We start from the raw sequence: 18,915 nt of genomic DNA on the forward strand, positions 1-18,915 counted from the left end.
CTTTTGCGATGCGATCATGGAGCGATGACGGACCCCGCCGACGCCTACGCCGCGCGCCAACTCGAACGCCTGCGCGCCACCGTGCCCACGCCCTGGGCGCCGGACATCGAACCGACCTTGCATGCCCTCGCGCGCGCGAGCGACTTCGGTATCGAAACCTTGTTGAAACAGCCCGGGCTCGTGGCGGCGTTCGCATCCAACGCGCCCACGCCCCCGCTCGTGCTCGCACGCGAATCGCGCAACGACTGGCCGGCGATGCTGCGCCGTCATCGCACCGCCGAGTCCACGCGCCTGATCTGGCGCGACGTGGCGGGCCTGGATGACGTCGACGCGACACTCGCCGGCACGACGCGATTGGCCGAAACCTGCCTGCAATCGGCACTGGCGGCGCTGGAAGGTGATTTCGCGGAACGATTCGGTCTCGTGCGCGCGGCCGATGGCACCGTCCAGCGCCTCGTCGTCTTCGGCCTCGGGAAACTCGGCGGCGGCGAACTGAACTTCTCCTCCGACGTCGACCTCGTCTACGCGTATCCGCACGACGGGCAAAGCGACGGTGCACGAGCGCTCGCGGCGGAAGACCACTTCGCGCGACTCGGTCAACAACTGGCGAAGTTGCTCGACGAAACGACGGCCGACGGGTTCTCGCATCGCGTCGACCTGCGCCTGCGTCCCTTCGGCAACGCCGGACGCGTGGCGCTGCCGTTCGCGGCGATGGAGCAGTACTTCCAGCGCGAAGGACGCGATTGGGAGCGCTATGCATGGCAGAAGGCGCGGCCGGTCGCGGGCGACATCGGCGCGGGCCTGCGTTTCCTCGAAGCACTGCGCCCCTTCGTCTATCGCCGTTACCTGGATTACGGCGCACTCGATGGCCTGCGCGAAATGAAGGCGGCGATCGCCGCGGAAGTCGCGCGCAAGGAACTCGCCGACGACGTGAAGCGCGGCCCCGGCGGAATTCGCGAAATCGAATTCCTGGTGCAGGCCTTGCAACTCATCCGCGGCGGTCGCGAGCCGGTGTTGCGCGAACGCCAGTTGTTGCCGGCACTCGATGCGCTCGTACAGACCGGACAAGTCGCGCCGGAAACCGGCGTCGCGCTGGCCGATGCGTATCGTTTCCACCGTCGGTTGGAAAACCGCCTGCAGATGCTGCGCGATGCGCAAACGCACGCACTGCCCTCCAACGCGCTGGACCAACACCGCATCGCGCGCGGGCTCGGGTTCGTCGATTGGATGGCGCTGCGCACCGCGCTCGACACGCATCGCGCCCGCGTGTCCACGGAATTCGAAGCATTGCTCGCCCCGCGCGGTCGCGCGGTGGCGCCCAGCGAGCTCGCGACCTACTGGCGCGCGCTGCCCGACGCCGGCGACGTGCAGGCGCTCGCCGACGCGGGCTTTCGCGATACCGAAACCCTCGACGGGAGCCTGCGCGATTTCGCGCGCGCCCCCGGCGTGCGTACGCTATCCGATGCCACGCGCGCGCGGCTGGATCGCGTGTTGCCCGCGCTGCTCGCGTCGGCCGCACGGTCCTCGCAACCCGACGCGGCCTTGCGTCGTTTGCTGCCGCTGCTGCACACCTTGCTGCGCCGCGCGAGTTACCTGGCCTTGCTCGACGAACAACCGGCCGCCCTCGCGCGACTGGTCGATGTCGTGTCCGGCAGCGCGTTGCTCGCCGAACGCATCGCCGCGCACCCGTTGTTGCTCGACGAACTCCTCGATCGCCGCAATGCGGAGGCTTTGCCGGATCGCGAAGCACTGGCCGCCGCGTGCAACCAGGCGCTGCGCGACGACGATACCGAAGCTGCCCTGATGGCGCTCAACGAAGTGCGCCAGGCGCTGAGCTTCCGCATCGCCCTGGCGACCCTCGATGCACGGCAGTCCGCGCACGACAGCGCGCGGCAACTGGCGTGGCTGGCCGATGCCGTGGTCGTCGTCGTGCTCGAACTGGCGAAGCGCGAAGTCGAACACGCGCATGGTCGCGTGCCCGATGCGCGTTTCGCCGTGCTCGGTTACGGCAGCCTGGGCGGCGAAGAACTGGGCTTCGGCTCCGACCTCGACCTCGTGTTCCTGTACGACGCAGCGCCCGATGCGCAGTCCGACGGCGCGCGTGCGCTGGATGCTTCGCGCTGGTTCGCTCGGCTGGCGCAGAAGGTGGTTGCACTGCTCGGCACGGTTACGGGTGCGGGACGCTTGTACGAAGTCGACGTGCGTTTGCGTCCCGATGGCGCGAAAGGCTTGTTGGTCTCCAGCCTCGCCAGTTACGCCGACTACCAGCGCGAGCGCGCATGGACGTGGGAGCACCAGGCGCTCGTGCGCGCGCGCGGCGTCGCGGGGGATGCGTCGCTGCTGTCCGACTTCGAAACGGTGCGGGCGCAAACCTTGGCGCGTGCACGCGATCCGGCGACCTTGCGCGACGAAGTCGTGCAGATGCGGCAACGCATGCGGGCCGAGCTCGATCGCAGCGACGCGGCGCGGTTCGACCTCAAGCAGGGGCAGGGCGGGTTGGTCGACCTGGAATTCCTGTTGCAGTGGCGCGTACTCGATCGGGCTGACGACGACGCGCGTTGGCTTGCGCCACGGGATACGCCCGGATTGCTGCGGACTGCATGCGAGGATGCGGCGGTGGATCGTGCGACGTGCGATGCATTGCTCGCGGCGCATGCGGCGTTGCTGGAAGCGGGGTTGCGATGCACGCTGGATCGCAGGCCGCGGATCATGGCGCAGACCGAGGCGATCGCCGCGGCGCGCGTTGCGATCCAGGCAGCGACGTTGCGTTCGGGGCTGCTGCTTTCGCAGGCTGACTAAAGGCCCAGCCGCGTGCGCACTTCCGCGGCGACGCGCGCGGTTTCGCGCAAGGGTTCGACCGCGTAGGGCGCGAGCGTGTCGTCGAAGGGGCGCACGCGCTGCATGCGATCGAGCGCTGCGTGGAAACCTTGCACGCGGCCACGCACGGCATCGCCGCCGAGCACGAACACCGGCACACGCGTCGCGCACGCTTCGCTGAGCATGTTCACCGAGTCGCCCGTGCACACGATGCGGTCGGCCCAGGCGAGCAGGCCGGGATACGGGTTGTCGCTGTCGTCGCCGTTCGCGCTCGACGGTGCAAACCACCGCAGGCCCGCAATCTCGCCGCACTGCGCGCGCAGCGCTTGTGCCCAATCGGGCGGGGTGCGGCGCGAAGTAGTGGCGAGCAGGCTGCCGCCGTCCTCGCGGATGCGGGCGGAGAGACGTTGCAGGTCGCGCGATAGCGCTGCGATGTCGTAGGTAGTGTGATCGCTCGGCCCGCCGAGCAACAACGCGGTGCGCGGTGAGGCGAGCGGCGCGAGGATCGAATAATCGCTGCGTGCTTGCGCGAGCCACAGATCGTCGACGGGATGGAGGCTGCCGACCAACGTGACGACGTTGGCGCCGGTGAGTGCATCGTGTTCGGGCGCGACGACCAGGTCCCACAGGGATGGCGGCAGGCGCGGGTCGAGGATCTGCACCGCGCGCGCGCCGCGTTCGCGCAACCGGCGCGTGGCGAGCGCCGCCTGGCGTCCGCAGCCGATCGCGATCGACGGCGGAGCCTCGAGCAGCGGGGCGAAGCCCGCGAAGGCGTGGTCGCTGCCGGGCAGGGCGCGTGGCGCGCCCCAGCGCCACGGTGCGCGTGGGCGCAGCGCGACGTCCCGCGCATCGGCGAAGCCCATCGCAGTGGCCAGCGCGCGCGCCTGCCGCACGTTGCCCGCGCGGCCGTCGGTGAGCGTCCAGCAAGCGGCAGGGGGCTGCGCCATCAGTGCATGTTCCACCGGTCGTATGGGTGCGTTGCGGCCACGTCAGCGCCGCTTGACGCGCGACACTCTACACTGCGTCTCTCGGCGCGAACTGCGCCCCACGGCACGGACCGCTCACCACGATGCAAGACGACAACGCCTTCAAGCCGACGCTGCCCGACGCATCGCTCGACCAGCTGTTCCGCCAGGCCCGCACCTACAACCGGTTCACCGGCGAAGTGGACGATGCGACCCTGCACAGGCTTTACGACCTGTTGAAGTGGGGCCCGACCACGTCCAACAGCTGCCCGGCGCGTTACGTCTTCGTTCGTTCGCCCGAAGCCAAGGCCAAGCTCGGCCCCGCGCTGGACGAAGGCAACTACAAGAAGACCATGGCCGCGCCGTGCACGGCGATCGTCGCCTACGACATGGCGTTCTTCGAAAAAATTCCCGTGTTGTTCCCGCATACGGATGCGCGTGGCTGGTTCGACACCAAGCCCGAGGGCGACCTGCGCACCATCGCGCTGCGCAACGGCAGCCTGCAGGGCGCGTACCTGTTGCTCGCCGCGCGCGCGATCGGCCTGGATTGCGGGCCGATGTCGGGCTTCGACAACGCGAAGGTCGATGCGGCGTTCTTCCCCGGCACGTCGTGGCGCTCGAACTTCCTCGTCAACCTCGGCAAGGGCGATGCGGCATCGATCTTCCCGCGCTCGCCGCGTTTGAATTTCGACGAAGCCTGCCGCATCGATTGAACCGCTCGCCTCGTATCTCTTGTTCCAACCCCCTTCAAAGGAATCGCACGATGCGCTGCAAGTTGCTTTTCGCGTCCCTCCTGCTGGCCGCCGGCCTCGCGCAGGCCGCGCCCGCCACCTACAAGCTCGATCCGAACCACACGCAGGTCATCGCGAGCTGGAGCCACTTCGGTTATTCCAACCCGGTGGCGAATTTCGGCGACGTGGACGGCACGCTCGTGTACGACGCGGCCAAGGTCGAAGCTTCCAGCGTGACCGTCACGCTGCCGCTGTCGGGCCTGGATGCGATCGTTCCCGACTTGACCAAGCACATCCAGAGCGCCGATTTCTTCGATGCCGGCAAATGGCCGAACGCGACGTTCAAGAGCACGAAGGTCGAGAAGGGTGCGGGCAACAAGCTCAAGGTCACCGGCGATCTGACGCTCCGCGACGTGACCAAGCCGGTCGTGCTCGATGTCACGCTCAACAAGGCCGGCCAGGGCCGCAACGGCGAGGCGAAGGTCGGCTTCGACGCGACCACCACGATCAAGCGCAGCGAATTCGGCATCGCGAAGTTCATCCCGAACGTCAGCGACGACATCCAGCTGCGCATCACGACCGAAGCCACCGTGCCGCAGGCCGAGGACGCGAAGAAATGATCATCGAGCGGCCCGCGTCGGCCCGCGGCGAAGTGTCGGCCGGCTGGTTGCACAGCCGCCACACCTTCTCGTTCGGCCACTACCACGACCCGCAATGGATGGGGTTCGGGCCGCTGCGCGTGATCAACGAAGACATCGTGGCGCCGGGCGGCGGGTTTCCGCCGCACCGGCACGCGAACATGGAAATCCTGAGCGTCGTGTTGGCGGGCGCGCTTGCGCACAAGGACAACAGTGGCGGCGAAGGCGTGCTGCGTCCCGGCGAAGTGCAATGGATGAGTGCCGGGCACGGCGTGGAGCACAGCGAGTTCAACGGTGCGAAGGATGCGCCGGTGCATTTCCTGCAGATCTGGATCCAGCCCGACCGGCTCAACGCGCAACCGGCCTACGAGCAGCGCGCATTCGACCCGGCCGCGCGGGATGGCCGCTGGCAGACACTCGCCGCGCCCGATGGCGCCGAAGGTGGACTTCCGGTGCGCCAGCAAGCCTGGCTGCGCGCGGTGCGGCTGTCGGCGGGGCAATCGGTCGATGTCGTCCTGGATCCGGCGCGCAAATACTGGCTGCACGTGGCCACCGGCGATGTCGCGTTCGACGGCCGCGCGCTGACCGCGGGCGATGCGCTCGGTTTCGCCGTCGAAAGCGGAACACATCGGCTGGAAGGCGGCGGCACGGAACCGGCCGACGTCCTGTTCTTCGATCTGCCCGCATAAGCTAACGGGCCGGCTGCTAGACTCCCGGCCCGCACCATTCCCACACAAGTGCACGCGCCATGGCCGAATCCCCGCAGTCCCATCCGTCCGTCGCCGGTGCCCCCGCCAACGCGAAGACGCGCTACGACGTGCGCCGCGCCGACCTGCCGCTGAGCTGCCCGCTGCCCGAGATGGCGTTGTGGAATTCGCACCCGCGCGTCTACCTGCCCATCGAGGCGGACGGCGGGGAAAGCCAGTGCCCGTATTGCGGCGCGCACTTCGTGCTGGTCGACTGACGTTCGCGGGGCGATGCCGGGCACACGCCGGACGATCGTCCAATTGCTGCCTGCACTGGATGCAGGCGGTGTCGAACGTTCCACCCTGGAAATCGCCGACGCGCTGGTGCGCGCCGGCCATCGCGCGATCGTCGTGTCCGGCGGCGGGCGCCTGGTGCCGCGGCTGACCGCGGTCGGCGCCGAACACGTCACCCTCGACATCGGCCGCAAATCACCACTCACCTTGCGTCACGTGTCGACCTTGCGCCGCTTGTTCGAACGCGAACGCGCCGACCTCGTGCACGCGCGCTCGCGTTTGCCCGCATGGCTCGGCTGGCGCGCGATCCGTGGCATGGGCGCCGACGCGCCCCGTTGGGTGACCAGCGTGCACGGGTTGAATTCGCCGTCGCGCTACAGCGCGATCATGACCAGCGGCGAGCGCGTGATCTGCGTGTCGCAGACGGTGCGCGATTTCGTGATGCAGCATTATCCGCACACCGATCCGGACAAGCTGCGCGTGATCCTGCGCGGTGTCGACGTCGCCGCCTTCCCGCATCGTCCGTGGCCGGATCGCGATGCGCGGCGTCGCGCGGCCACCTTGCATCCCGCGCTCGGCGGCGAAGGCCCGTTGCTGTTGTTGCCCGGCCGCGGCACGCGGCTGAAGGGGCATTCCGATGCCTTGGCGCTGCTCGCGGCATTGCGCGCGAACGGGCGCGACGCGCGCCTGTGGTCGCCCGGCAGCCGCGAGGATGATCGCGCCCGCTACCTGGGCGAGTTGCACGCGCTCGCCGCGCAGCTGGGCATCAGCGAAGTCGTGGCTTTCACCCCGCCGACGAACGCGATCGCCGACGCGTACGCCGCGAGCGACCTGGTCCTGCAGCTCTCGCGCCGGCCCGAGGCCTTCGGACGCACCGTGCTCGAAGCCATCGTGACGGGGCGCTCGGTGGTCGGCTGGGACCATGGCGGCGTCGGCGAATTGCTGCATCGCTTCGACCCGCGCGGGGCCGTGCCGCCTTTCGACGGGACGCTGCTGGAACGCACGGCGAGCGCGTTGCTCGACGCATCGCCGCCGCGTCCGGTTACGATGCCCCATACCCTGCGTGCGATGCAGGAGGCGACGCTCGCGGTCTATGCGGAACTCGAACGGAACTGACACTGCGCAAATGGCTGGGGGTTGGCGCTGGGCGCCGGCCTGGGTGCTGGCCTTCGTCGCCTTGTGGCCTGCGCCCGGCTACGCCGAAGGCGTGCTCGTGCTCGGCGCGCTCGCCGCGATCTTCAAGCTGCTCCTCGTCCGCTTCCGCGGCGGCGCGCAGTTGCTGAGCGCGCCCGCGTGGGCGCTCACCAGCGTGTTGTTCTTCGCGTACTGGTTGCCCGAAGCGGTGTCGGCCTTCGACGCGGTGGATCCGGCGCGCGCGTTCCGCGAGGCGGCCGTCGATCTGCGCTACCTGCCGTTCCTGTGGCTCGTCGCGGCCGCGGTCGCCGATGCGCGTGGCCGACGCATCACCTTCGGCGGGCTGGCGATCATCGTCGGCATCTGGACGCTCGACGCGCTGTTGCAGGCGGTCGTCGGCACGAGCCCGCTGTTCTTCGCGATCGATGCGGTCAAGCATGCGATCAGCGGGCATGGCATGTGCACGAGCGAGGCCGAGCAGGCGCTCGACCGCCTCAGCGGCATCCTCGGGCCGTGCAACCTCAAGTTCGGGCCGATGCTCGCGAGCCTTTCGCCGTTCGGTTTGTATTACGCCGCCAAACGCTTCGGCGTCGCGGGCTGGTGCGTGGCGGCGCTCGGCATCGGTACCGTCGTGTTGCTCGCCGGCGCGCGCGCGGCGTGGATCACGTTTGCGCTCGTGCTGCTGTGGTCGGGCTGGCGCGTGCTCGGGTTCAAGCGCCTGCTCGTCGTGTTCGCCGTCGGTGCGATCACGCTCGTCGTGCTCGGGACCTTCGTGCCGCAGGTCGCGCAACGCATCGAGCGTACGACGCAATTGGCGTCGACGAACGAAGCCAACGTCGACACGGCGCTGTCCGGCCGCACGCGCATCTGGTCGGCGGCGACGTGCATGTATCGCGCGCACTGGTTCAACGGCGTGGGCGCACGCGGGTTCCGCGATGCATTCGGCGCCTGCGACCCGGGCAAGGGGAGCCTTGCGGCATGGGGCGAAGGCCCCGCGTTGCACGCGCACCAGTGGATCCTCGAAGTGGCGAGTGAAACCGGCACGTTCGGCCTGGTGCTGTGGCTGGCGGGGCTCGCGCTCGGCTGGCGTGCATGGCGGTACGCCGACGCGCTGGCGCGGGAACACGCGCGGCCTGCGATGCTCGCGCTCGTCGTCACCTTGTTCCCGTTCAACACGCATCTGGCGTCGTATTCGACATTCTGGGGCGGGCTGGTGCTGCTGCTCGCCGCGCTCTACGCCGGCAGCCTGCTCGCGCGCGACGCCGAGCCTGCGGAAGCGCGCGCGTGACCGCGCGCGCGCCGATCTCCGGCGTGGTCACGACGTTCAACAACGCCACCACGCTCGATGCGTGCCTGGACAGCCTTGCGTTCTGCGACGAGCGCATCGTGCTGGATTCGGGTTCGACCGATGCCACGCGCGAGATCGCGGCACGCCACGGCGCCCGCATCGCCGAGCATCCCTTCGAAGGCTACGGTCTGCAGAAGCAACGCGCGATCGACCTGGCGCGGCACGACTGGATCCTGTTGCTCGACGCCGACGAACATCTCACCGATGCAGGGCGCGAACGGATCGAGCGCGAATTGCATGCGCCGCGTGCCGACGGTTATCGACTCCCGCGGCAGGAGTGGCTGTTCTGGAAGTGGGCGCACCTGGGGACGCGCGCGAACTGGCAGCTGCGCCTGTTCCGCAAATCGCGCGGTCGCATGAACGATGTGCCGGTGCATGCCGCGCCCGTCGTCGATGGCGTGCGACGCGATCTTCGCGCGCCGTTCCGCCATTACGGCGAACCGCGGCTGGCCGACCGCGTCGACAAGGTGAATCGTTATTCGAGCGGACTGGTCGTGCACAAGCATCGCCGCGGCATCCGCGGGCTCGGGGCGCGCATCCTGTTCCAGCCGACGGTCGCTTTCCTCAAGCTCTATCTGGGCAAGCGCTATTTCCTCGACGGGTGGGCCGGCTACCTCGCGGCGCGCACGCAGGCCTTCTACACGTTCCTCAAGTACGCGAAGGTGCTGGAATCGCAGCGCGGCAAGGATCAAGCGTAGGGCGAGCTGCCGTCGGGTTGCCGCTTGAAGCGGCGATGGATCCACAGGTACTGGTCGGGCGCGGCGCGCGCCATCGATTCGATCGCGGCCATGACTTGCGCGGTGTCTGCAGTGGCATCCTTCGACGGAATGTCGTCGAGCGCGGGCACGATGCGCAATGTGTAGCCACCGTCCGCGCGGCGCAGGTGCTGAAAGGCAACGACGACCGCACCCGACAGGCGCGCGAGTTGGTGCGTCGAGGACAGGCTGTTCGCAGGCTGGTCGAAGAACGGGACGAAGACCGTGTCGCCGCGGCTCGGGTCCTGGTCGGGCGCGTACCACAGGAAGCCGCCCTGCTTGAGGTGTTTCACCGCCGGGCGCAATTCCTGCTTGGTGAACATCGCGGCGGCGTAGCGCAGGCGGCCGTGCTTCACCGCCCATTCCATCGCAGGTTCCGCGTGCGGGCGATACATGCCGGCGAGCGGGACGTGGTCGCACATCAGGCGGCCGCAGATTTCCAGCGTGGTGAAGTGGCCGGAGACGACGATGACGCCGCGTCCGCCGTCGCGCGCGGCCTGCACGTGTTCGAGGCCTTCGACGACAAGGTTCTTGCGCATCGGGTCGACCGATCCCCACCAGGCGCGCGCGAATTCGAACAGACCGATGCCGAGCGAGGCGAAGTGCTCGCGCAGCAGTGCCTCGCGCGCGACGGCGTCTTTCTCGGGGAAACACAGTTCGAGGTTGCGTGCGGCGATGCGGCGTCGCGCCGGCATCGCGACGCGCAACAGGGCGCCGATCGCGCGCCCGAGCCCGCGCTGCAGCCCCCACGGCAGGCGCGCGAGGGCGGCCATCGCGCCGATGCCGATCCAGGTCGGCCAATGCCTCGGGCCGAGCGGCGGTCGATCGATGGGGGGCGGTTGCGTCATGCAGGGGATTCTAGGGGACGCGCGCGGCAGGCAGCGTGCTTCCGCCAACGCAAGCTCCCCCGTATCCTGCCGCGATGCGGAGCGACCCCATCGAGCGCGTGTTGCGCGGCCTGTATTCGGTCGCGCTGTACGTGTTGTTGCCGGTCACGGCCTATCACCTGATCTGGCGCGGGTTCCGGCAGCGGGCCTACTTTCGCCGCTGGAACGAGCGTTATGCGGCGTATCGCGGGTTGCAGGACGACGATGCGCCGCGCGACACGCTCTGGGTGCATGCGGTCTCCGTCGGCGAGGTGAACGCCGCCGCGCCGCTCGTCAATGCCTTGCGCAAGTTGCATCCGCACCTGCCCTTGCTGGTCACGACGATCACGCCGACCGGGTCGGCGCGCGTGCGCGCGTTGTGGGGCGAGTCGGTGCAGCACGTCTATCTGCCCTACGACATTCCGGGCGCGGTGCGGCGTTTCTTCGAACACTTCCGCCCGCGCGCGGGGCTCATCCTCGAAACCGAGCTGTGGCCCAACCTGTTGTTCGGCGCGCGCGATCACGGCGTGCCGACGTACATCCTCAACGCGCGCCTGTCGGCGCGCTCGCTGCGTGGGTATCGCGTGCTCGCGCCGATCGTCGGCCGCGCCCTGCGCACGGTGCGTCGCGTCGGCGCGCAATCGCAGGACGATGCGCAGCGCTTCGTCGCGCTGGGCGCGCGGCCGGAGCAGGTCGTCGACCTGGGCAACCTGAAGTTCGATACGCCGGTGCCCGAAGGGCTCGCCGATTTGCTTGCGCAATTCCGCGCACATGCGGGCGATCGCCTGGCGTGGATCGCCGCGAGCACGCACGAGGGCGAGGAGGCCGATGTCATGGCGCTGCACCGTCGCTTGCGCGAGAAACACCCGGGCCTGCTGCTGCTGTGGGCGCCGCGGCATCCGGAACGTTTTCGCGCGGCGGTCGACCATGCGCACGCGGCCGGATGGAACGTCGCCACGCGCCGCCTCACGCGATGGCCCGGCGCGGAGGACGATGTGTTCGTCGTCGACACGCTCGGCGAGTTGATGGCGTTCTATGCGTGCGCGCAGGTGGCGTTCGTGGGCGGCAGCCTGCAACCCATCGGCGGCCACAACCTGCTGGAACCGGCGGCCGTCGGCACGGCGATCGTCACCGGGCCGCACCTGCACAACTTCGCCGACATCGCGCGGCGTCTGGAACAAGCGCACGCGGTGCGCATCGCGCAGGACGTCGATGGCGTGTTCGCCGACGTCGATGCGCTGCTCGGCGATGACGCTGCGCGCAAACGGATGGTCGACGCCGGCCTGCAGCTCGTGCAGGAAGGGCGAGGCGCACTCGCGCGCAGCCTGGCGATGGTCGCGCCGGTGCTGCCGGGCGGCGCACGCTGAAACGACGAAGCCCGCCTTGCGGCGGGCTTCGGGGATAGCGAAAATCGAAACGCTTACTGCGTCCGCTGCTGCACCGCCGCCGAGACGTTGACCGTCAGGAAGCGATTGACGCGCTGCACGTCATCGACGTCCAGCGTGCCCGCGGCCTGTTCGAGGTTCAGCACGCTCTGCAGGAAGTTGTAGCGCGCCAGCGCGAAGGCCTGCTGCGACTGGAACAGGTTGCGCTGGTTGACGAGCACGTCGAGCACGGTGCGCGTGCCGACTTCCAGGCCGACCTGCGAGGCTTCGTACGCCGCCTTCGCCGAGACCACTGCGAGGCGGCGGGCTTCGACTTCGCTCACGCCAGCGACCACCACCTGGTAGGCATTGCGCGTGGCGCGTTCCAGCGAGCGCTTGTCCTGCTCGAGTTCGTCCTGGCGGATGTCGCGCGTGGCGAGCGCTTCGCGCACGCCCGATTGCGTGGCGCCGCCGGCGAAGATCGGCACGTTGAGCGTCAGGCCGAACGAGCGCGAACGGCTTTCGTTGTCGAACGCAGTTTCCGCGCCACTGAGGTTGTTGGTCGTGTCGCCGTCGCTGTGCGTGTTGCCGTAGTCGCCGCCGAAATACAGCGTCGGCAGGTGGCCGGCGCGCGCGGTGGAGACATCCTGTTCGGCCGACTTCACCTGCAGTTCCTTCGCGCGCAGGGCCGGGTTGTTGTCGAATGCGGTCTTCACCCACGCATCTTCGTCGGCGTGTTCCGGCAACTGCGGCTGGAAGTCTTCCGGCAGGCCCTTGAGGTTGGCCACCGGGCGGCCGGTGATTTCGGCCAGCGCCTGGTAGGCGTCGGCGACCTGGTTCTGCGTGGTGATGGTGTTGGCGCGTGCGGTGTCGTACTGGGCGCGCGCTTCGTGCACGTCGGTGATCGGCGCGAGGCCGACTTCCAGGCGCTTGCTCGCGAAGTCGAACTGCTTCTTCAGCGCGGTCTCCGCGGCTTCCGCGGCAGCCAGGTTTTCCAGTTGGACGAGCACGTTGAAGTAGGCGGCCGACGTGCGCGTGATCAGCTGGTCGCCTGCCGATTCGAGGTTGTAGTCACTGGCTTCGCTCAGCGCGTTCGCGCTGCGCAGGCGCGAGATGCGCGCGCCGTCGAACACCATCTGGTCCAGTGTCAACCCGTAGCGGCGGGTGGTGGAGTCGCTGGTGGAATCGTTGTTGCCCAGCGGCGTGCCGGCGAACACCTGCTGGCCGCTGCTGTCTTCGTTCGACTTGGAGTAGCTGGCCTGGCCGCCGAGCTGCGGCAGCAACAGCGCGCGCGCCTGCACGCGGCCTTCCTTGATGACGAGTCGGTTGGACTCGGCGGCGGAGAACTGCGGATCGCCGGCGCGTGCCAGCTCGTAGGTCTGCAACAGGTCTTCGGCATGCACGGCGCACGGCAACAAGGCGAAGGCTAAGGCCATGACGAGGGGACGACGGCTCATGCGGGTTCCTTCCGGATCAAATGACAAAAAGGGGAGGTCAGAATTTGAAGACAGGCGCAGGAGCGGCGCCCACTAGGTAAGGCAGGTCGGTTTCGAACAACGATTCGATACGCGGACCGTTGACGCCGTTGCGCGCCACGACCGCTTCCATCGCCGGCGAGGCGCCGCGGACCGCGAACAGGCGGCCTTCCGGCCGCAGCCATTGCAGGAAGCGCGGGGGCAGCGTGTCGACGGCGCCGGTCACGACGATGGCGTCGAAGCGGCGCTCGGTGTCGAAGGCGAAGGCATCGGCGATGTCGATGCGCACGTTTGCGCCGAGGCCCAGCGCATCCAGGCGGGCGCGCGCGGCGTCGGCGAAGTCGGCGTGCAGCTCGATGCTGTGCACCTCGCGCGCCAGGCGGCCGAGGCACGCGGTGAGGAACCCGCTGCCGGCGCCGATCTCGAGCACGTCCTCGCCTTCCTGCACGGCGATGGATTGCAGCACGCGGCCTTCGACCACGGGCTTCATCATGAATTCGCCGTGCCCCAGCGGCAGCGCCACGTCGGCGTAGGACAGCGCGCGATGTTCCGAGGGGACGAAGGCGTCGCGCGGAATCGACACGAGCGCATCCAGCACGCGCGCATCGAGCACGTCCCACGGGCGAACCTGTTGTTCGACCATCATCTCGCGGGCCTTGGCGTAGTCCATCGTCATCTCGTTCGTCTCGCAAAGAAAGCCGGGCATTTTACGCCCGGCAGGCACAGCATCGCTGTGGTAGCACACTCCAACTCAGTGCCGGAAGTCAGCGGGCCCATGGTCATGCGGTGCCCCGCGACTGTCACTTCCGGGTCGCGTAAGCCCGCAGGAACATGTCCACGGCGCTTTCCAACTGGGCTTTCACCTCGTTCGCGTCCGGCGCCGGGCCGCAGCCGAAAATGACTTTCTGATGCAGGTCGCCCTTGGCCAGGCTCAGGAATTGGGACGCCGCGCGGGGGACATCGGCGATTTCCAGTTCCCCGCTCTCGACGTGGTGCCGCAACACATCGGCCACCCGGTCGATCGCGCGCTGTGGGCCGACCGACCAGGCCTGCTGCGTCATGCCGGTCTCGACTACCTGCGGCGTGCACATGATCCGATGCCCGGCCAGCGCATCGGGATCCATGATCATCGCGAAGAACGCCCGCGCGATCTGCATCAGCCCGTCGCGCAGCGGTGCGGCATCGGCCGCGGCGAAAAGGGATTCGGGGAGCTGCTGTTCGAAATGCGCCTGCACGGCGGCGGCGAACAATGCGTCCTTGTCGCCGAAGTGGCTGTAGACCGTGAGTTTCGAAACGCCCGCGTCGGCTGCGATCTGATCCATGCTGACGCCCGCGAAACCTTGCGCGACGAACAGCCGCTTGGCCGCTTCGAGGATCGCGGCCCGCTTGCCGAGGTCTTTCGGGCGGCCGGGACCGGCCTGCCGTTTCTCGGGCGCGACCAGGGCATCGGCATAGGTGGGCTTGTTTTTCGATCGCTGCGACATGCTCGGCACTATATCAATACTGGACTGTTGGGTTCGCTATTTATAGTCTACCGGGCAGTTCAATAAGCGCCCGTCGAGACCCTCATGGCCATGCTGCGCAGGATGCCCCGGCATCCCCCCACCGATCGCCTATTTTTTCGATCCATCGTGCTGGCCGCATGCACCGCGGTCGCACTTGCGGCCTGCGGCAAGGATGAGGCCGCGGTCGAAAAGCCGCGCCCCGTGCTGGTCGTGACGCCGGGCCAGGGCCCGGATGCGACACCGCTGGCCTTCGCCGGCGAAATACGCGCGCGGGAAGAAAGCCCGTTGTCGTTCCGCGTGGGTGGGCAGATCGTCCGCCGACTCGTGGATTCCGGCGATCGCGTCCATCGCGGCGACGTACTCGCCGAACTCGATCCGAAAGATTTGCGCGCGCAAGCGGAAGCCGCGCAGGCGCAAGTCACCGCCGCGGAAGGAGAGCTCGCACGCGCCGCATCGGACAAACAACGTTACGAGCGATTGGCGAACGAACAACTGGTGAGCCGCTCGACGCTCGATGCGCAGACCGCCGCCTACGCGGCCGCCGCGGGCAACGCGCGTGCGGCGCGCGCGCAACGCGACGTCGCGCGCAACCAATCGGCGTACACGCAATTGCGCGCGCCGCGCGACGGCGTGATCGCCACGCGCGAGGCCGAAGCCGGCCAGACCGTCACCGCCGGCCAGGCCATCTACACGCTCGCCGGCGATACCGGCCGCGAAGTGGCGATCGCGCTGACCGAATCGCGCATCCGCGATTTCACCGTCGGCCAGCCGGTGCTGGTCGAATTGTGGAGCCAGCCCGGCGAGCGTCTGCCCGGCCGCATCCGCGAAATCAGCGCCGCCGCCGATCCGCAGGCGCGCACGTACGCCACGCGCATTGCGCTCGACGCGAACGCCGCGAAGAATGTCGAACTCGGACAGAGCGCGCGCGTGTACATCGCCGCCGCGAAACCGAACGCGACGACGACCGCGCTGCGTCTTCCGTTGTCCGCGCTGCAACGCGGGGATAAGGGCGAGATGTCGGTGTGGGTCGTCGATGCAAACACGAATGCGCTGAAGCGCGTCCCCGTGCGCGTCGGCCCCTTCGGCGCTGAATCGGTGCCCGTGCTGTCCGGCGTGCACGCGGGCGACCGTGTCGTCGCCGCGGGCGGGCACCTGTTGCGCGAAGGCCAGGTCGTCGCGCCGGTCGATCGCGAGAATCGCCCGCTGTCGAAGGCGCGCTGACATGCCATCCTTCAACGCATCGGAATGGGCGCTGCGCAACCGCACGCTCGTCGTGTACGCGATGCTCGTGCTCGCGGTGCTCGGCTTCATGAGTTATCGCAGCCTCGGGCAATCGGAGGATCCGCCCTTCACGTTCAAGGCGATGGTCGTGCGCACGGTGTGGCCGGGCGCGAGTGCGGACGAAGTCTCGCAGCAGGTCACCGACCGCATCGAGAAAGCCCTGATGACCACGGGCAAGTACGAATTCATCCGCGCCTATTCGCGGCCCGGCGAGTCGCAGGTGATCATGATGGCGCGCGATTCGCTGCCGTCGAAGGACGTGCCCGAGCTTTGGTATCAGGTGCGCAAGAAGGTCGCCGATATCAAGCCGACCTTGCCGGAGGGGACCGTCGGTCCGTTCTTCAACGATGAATTCGGCGATACCTTCGGCAACATCTACGCGCTCACCGGCAAGGATTTCGACTATGCGGTGATGAAGGACTACGCCGAGCACGTCGAACTTGAATTGCAGCGCATCCCCGACGTGGGCAAGGTCGAACTGGTCGGCCTGCAGGACGAGAAGATCTGGATCGAGTTGTCGAACACGAAACTGGCCACGCTCGGCATTCCACTCAGCGCCGTGCAGGACGCCTTGTCCGAACAGAACGCGGTCGTGCCCGCGGGCTTCTTCGAAACCGGGAGCGACCGCATCCAGATCCGCGTCACGGGCGCGCTGCGCTCGGTCGACGAGATCCGCGACTTCCCTGTGCACGTGGGCGATCGCACGTTCCGCGTCGGCGACATCGCGACGATCGAACGCGGTTTCTCCGATCCCGCCGCGCCGCGCATGCGCTTCATGGGCGAGGACGCCATCGGCATCGCGGTGGCGATGAAGGACGGCGGCGACATCCTCCGCCTGGGCAAGACGCTGGAACGCGAGTTCGCGCGCCTGCAGGGTTCGCTGCCGGCGGGCATGGAATTGCGCAAGGTGTCCGACCAGCCGCACGCGGTGAGCGAATCGGTGGGCGAGTTCGTCAAGGTGCTCGCCGAGGCCGTCGCGATCGTGCTCGTCGTGAGTTTCTTCTCGCTCGGGTTCCGCACGGGCCTGGTGGTCGCCGTGTCGATCCCGCTCGTGCTCGCGATGACCTTCGCGGTCATGCATTACTTCGGGATCGGCCTGCACAAGATTTCACTCGGCGCGCTGGTGCTCGCGCTCGGGCTGCTCGTCGACGACGCGATCATCGCGGTGGAGATGATGGCCATCAAGATGGAGCAGGGCTTCTCGCGCCTGAAGGCGGCGAGCTACGCGTGGGACACCACGGCGTTCCCGATGCTCACCGGTACGCTGGTGACGGCGGCGGGGTTCCTGCCGATCGCGACCGCGGCCTCGAGCACGGGCGAATACACGCGGTCGCTGTTCCAGGTGGTCACCATCGCGCTGGTGGTGTCGTGGATCGCGGCGGTGTTGTTCATTCCCTATCTCGGCGATCGATTGCTACCCGACCTGCACAAGAAGCATGCACAGGCGCACGACCCGCACGCCACGCGCTTCTACCAGCGATTCCGCGGTCTGCTCGACTGGTGCCTGGTGCATCGCAAGACGGTGATCGCGATGACGGTGGCGGCGTTCGTCGCATCGATCCTGCTGTTCCGCTTCGTGCCGCAGCAATTCTTCCCCGATTCCACGCGGCCCGAGCTGATGGTCGACATGGAGCTGGCGGAAGGCTCTTCGCTGAAGGCCACCGAAGCGCAGGCCAGGCGCCTGGAAGCGCTGCTGCGCAAGCGCGAGGGCGTCGACAATTACGTCGCCTACGTCGGCACCGGTTCGCCGCGCTTCTATCTGCCGCTCGACCAGCAACTTCCCGCGGCGAACTTCACGCAGTTCGTCGTGCGCACGCATGATTCGGACGCGCGCGAGGAGGTCCGCAAGTGGCTGATCGATGACGTCGCACCGCAATTCCCGTCGCTGCAGTTGCGCGTCACGCGCCTGGAGAACGGGCCACCCGTCGGTTACCCGCTGCAATTCCGCGTGTCCGGCGAACACATCGATCGGGTGCGTGCATACGCCAGGCAGGTCGAAGCGAAGGTGCGTGCCAATCCGAACGTCGCCAACGTCAACCTCGATTGGGACGAACCCAGCAAGGTCGTGCGACTGGAGATCGACCAGGAACGCGCGCGCGCGCTCGGCGTAAGCACGGCGGGGTTGTCGAAGTTCCTGTCGGGCTCCCTGTCCGGCCTGCACGTCAGCACGTATCGCGAAGGCAACGAATTGATCGAGATGCTGCTGCGCGGCGCCGATGATGAGCGCACGCGCCTGGATCTGCTCGGCAGCCTGTCGGTGCCGACGCAGAACGGCACCGTCGTTCCGCTTTCGCAGATCGCGACGCTGAAGTACGTGTTCGAGGACGGCATCGTGTGGCATCGCAATCGCCTGCCGACGGTCACCGTGCGCGCGGACATCCGCAACGCGCTCACGCCGCCGACGGTGGTGGCGCAGATCCTGCCGACGCTGGAGGGCATCCGCGCCGATCTGCCGGAAGGCTACCTGCTCGAAACCGGCGGCACCGTCGAGGATTCGGCACGCGGGCAGAACTCGATCAACGCGGGCCTGCCGTTGTTCCTGTTCGTGGTGGTGACGCTGCTGATGGTGCAGTTGCGCAGCTTCTCGCGCACGGCGATGGTGATGCTCACCGCGCCGCTCGGCCTCATCGGCGTGACGCTGTTCCTGCTGGTGTTCCGCGTGCCTTTCGGCTTCGTGGCGATGCTCGGCACGATCGCGCTGGCCGGCATGATCATGCGCAATTCGGTGATCCTCGTCGACCAGATCGAGCAGGACATCGCGCACGGCAACGACCGATGGCACGCGATCATCGAAGCCACGGTGCGGCGCTTCCGCCCGATCGTGCTCACGGCGCTCGCCGCGGTGCTCGCGATGATCCCGCTGACGCGCTCGGCGTTCTTCGGGCCGATGGCGGTGGCGATCATGGGTGGCCTGATCGTGGCGACGGTGCTGACGTTGCTGTTCCTTCCGGCGCTGTACGCAGCGTGGTTCAAGGTGACGCGCGCGGAGGACGTTTCGTAAGCACGCGCGCGGATGCGGCACGATGTTTCGGTGAGCGTTGTCACCGGGGTCGTCG

At 68.1% G+C, this 18,915-nt stretch carries 16 protein-coding genes; 11 read left to right on the forward strand and 5 right to left on the reverse strand.

Translation table 11 applies throughout. The annotated features are described in order from the left end of the window. Nucleotides 1-24: 24 nt before the first annotated feature. Entirely contained in the window at nt 25-2,799 is a 2,775-nt protein-coding gene (gene glnE, locus ACXJJ8_RS13500; protein WP_499030993.1) for a bifunctional [glutamate--ammonia ligase]-adenylyl-L-tyrosine phosphorylase/[glutamate--ammonia-ligase] adenylyltransferase, read from the forward strand. On the opposite strand, the gene ACXJJ8_RS13505 is transcribed toward glnE, so the two are convergent. Continuing rightward, a complete protein-coding gene (locus ACXJJ8_RS13505) occupies nt 2,796-3,764 on the reverse strand; it encodes a mitochondrial fission ELM1 family protein (protein ID WP_499030995.1) in 969 nt (322 codons plus the stop codon). The two genes, glnE and ACXJJ8_RS13505, sit on opposite strands and share 4 nt — an antisense overlap. A gap of 122 nt (nt 3,765-3,886) precedes the next feature. On the opposite strand from ACXJJ8_RS13505, the gene ACXJJ8_RS13510 reads away from it, so the two are divergent. From ACXJJ8_RS13510 to ACXJJ8_RS13540, 7 genes are read left to right on the forward strand one after another with little or no spacing between them, the layout of a single operon-like run. Beyond that, the gene (locus tag ACXJJ8_RS13510; protein ID WP_499030998.1) at nt 3,887-4,495 is read left to right on the forward strand and encodes a malonic semialdehyde reductase; all 609 of its coding nucleotides are present in this window, start codon (nt 3,887-3,889) and stop codon (nt 4,493-4,495) included. A 50-nt stretch (nt 4,496-4,545) separates the two neighbouring features. After that, nucleotides 4,546-5,133 (forward strand): YceI family protein, encoded by a 588-nt coding sequence (locus ACXJJ8_RS13515; RefSeq protein WP_499031000.1) that lies wholly within the window; start codon nt 4,546-4,548, stop codon nt 5,131-5,133. Next, nucleotides 5,130-5,840 (forward strand): pirin family protein, encoded by a 711-nt coding sequence (locus tag ACXJJ8_RS13520; protein WP_499031002.1) that lies wholly within the window; start codon nt 5,130-5,132, stop codon nt 5,838-5,840. Before ACXJJ8_RS13515 ends, ACXJJ8_RS13520 begins: the two co-directional genes overlap by 4 nt. A gap of 59 nt (nt 5,841-5,899) precedes the next feature. Then, nucleotides 5,900-6,115, forward strand: coding sequence for a zinc-finger domain-containing protein (locus ACXJJ8_RS13525; protein WP_499031004.1), 216 nt, complete (start codon nt 5,900-5,902; stop codon nt 6,113-6,115). 13 nt (nt 6,116-6,128) lie between these two features. Further along, on the forward strand, nt 6,129-7,247 hold the full coding sequence (locus ACXJJ8_RS13530) for a glycosyltransferase (RefSeq protein WP_499031006.1): 1,119 nt from the start codon (nt 6,129-6,131) through the stop codon (nt 7,245-7,247). Between the two features lie 10 nt (nt 7,248-7,257). Further along, nucleotides 7,258-8,553 (forward strand): O-antigen ligase family protein, encoded by a 1,296-nt coding sequence (locus ACXJJ8_RS13535; RefSeq protein ID WP_499031008.1) that lies wholly within the window; start codon nt 7,258-7,260, stop codon nt 8,551-8,553. Beyond that, nucleotides 8,550-9,311, forward strand: coding sequence for a glycosyltransferase family 2 protein (locus ACXJJ8_RS13540; RefSeq protein WP_499031010.1), 762 nt, complete (start codon nt 8,550-8,552; stop codon nt 9,309-9,311). The genes ACXJJ8_RS13535 and ACXJJ8_RS13540 overlap by 4 nt, the downstream gene beginning before the upstream one ends. Here the strand turns inward: ACXJJ8_RS13540 and lpxL are convergent. Continuing rightward, nucleotides 9,302-10,216, reverse strand: coding sequence for an LpxL/LpxP family Kdo(2)-lipid IV(A) lauroyl/palmitoleoyl acyltransferase (gene lpxL / locus ACXJJ8_RS13545; RefSeq protein ID WP_499031012.1), 915 nt, complete (start codon nt 10,214-10,216; stop codon nt 9,302-9,304). The two genes, ACXJJ8_RS13540 and lpxL, sit on opposite strands and share 10 nt — an antisense overlap. 74 nt (nt 10,217-10,290) lie before the next feature. Here lpxL and waaA point away from each other — a divergent pair, with 74 nt between their 5' ends. Next, nucleotides 10,291-11,601, forward strand: a complete 1,311-nt coding sequence (waaA, locus tag ACXJJ8_RS13550; RefSeq protein ID WP_499031014.1) for a lipid IV(A) 3-deoxy-D-manno-octulosonic acid transferase — start codon at nt 10,291-10,293, stop codon at nt 11,599-11,601. 53 nt (nt 11,602-11,654) lie between these two features. On the opposite strand, the gene ACXJJ8_RS13555 is transcribed toward waaA, so the two are convergent. The 3 genes from ACXJJ8_RS13555 to ACXJJ8_RS13565 all read right to left on the reverse strand — a co-directional run bounded on the left by ACXJJ8_RS13555 (nt 11,655) and on the right by ACXJJ8_RS13565 (nt 14,557). After that, the gene (locus ACXJJ8_RS13555) at nt 11,655-13,055 is read right to left on the reverse strand and encodes a TolC family outer membrane protein (protein ID WP_499031016.1); all 1,401 of its coding nucleotides are present in this window, start codon (nt 13,053-13,055) and stop codon (nt 11,655-11,657) included. A 37-nt stretch (nt 13,056-13,092) separates the two neighbouring features. Then, on the reverse strand, nt 13,093-13,749 hold the full coding sequence (locus tag ACXJJ8_RS13560) for a protein-L-isoaspartate O-methyltransferase family protein (RefSeq protein ID WP_499031018.1): 657 nt from the start codon (nt 13,747-13,749) through the stop codon (nt 13,093-13,095). A 124-nt stretch (nt 13,750-13,873) separates the two neighbouring features. Beyond that, the gene (locus ACXJJ8_RS13565) at nt 13,874-14,557 is read right to left on the reverse strand and encodes a TetR/AcrR family transcriptional regulator (RefSeq protein WP_499031020.1); all 684 of its coding nucleotides are present in this window, start codon (nt 14,555-14,557) and stop codon (nt 13,874-13,876) included. A gap of 147 nt (nt 14,558-14,704) precedes the next feature. On the opposite strand from ACXJJ8_RS13565, the gene ACXJJ8_RS13570 reads away from it, so the two are divergent. After that, nucleotides 14,705-15,799 (forward strand): efflux RND transporter periplasmic adaptor subunit, encoded by a 1,095-nt coding sequence (locus ACXJJ8_RS13570; RefSeq protein WP_499031022.1) that lies wholly within the window; start codon nt 14,705-14,707, stop codon nt 15,797-15,799. 1 nt (nt 15,800) lies between these two features. Further along, nucleotides 15,801-18,860: an efflux RND transporter permease subunit gene (locus ACXJJ8_RS13575; protein ID WP_499031024.1), complete on the forward strand. Its 3,060-nt coding sequence runs from the start codon at nt 15,801-15,803 to the stop codon at nt 18,858-18,860. The last annotated feature ends 55 nt before the right edge of the window (nt 18,861-18,915 follow it).

This window comes from Lysobacter sp. P5_C4, assembly GCF_054049695.1.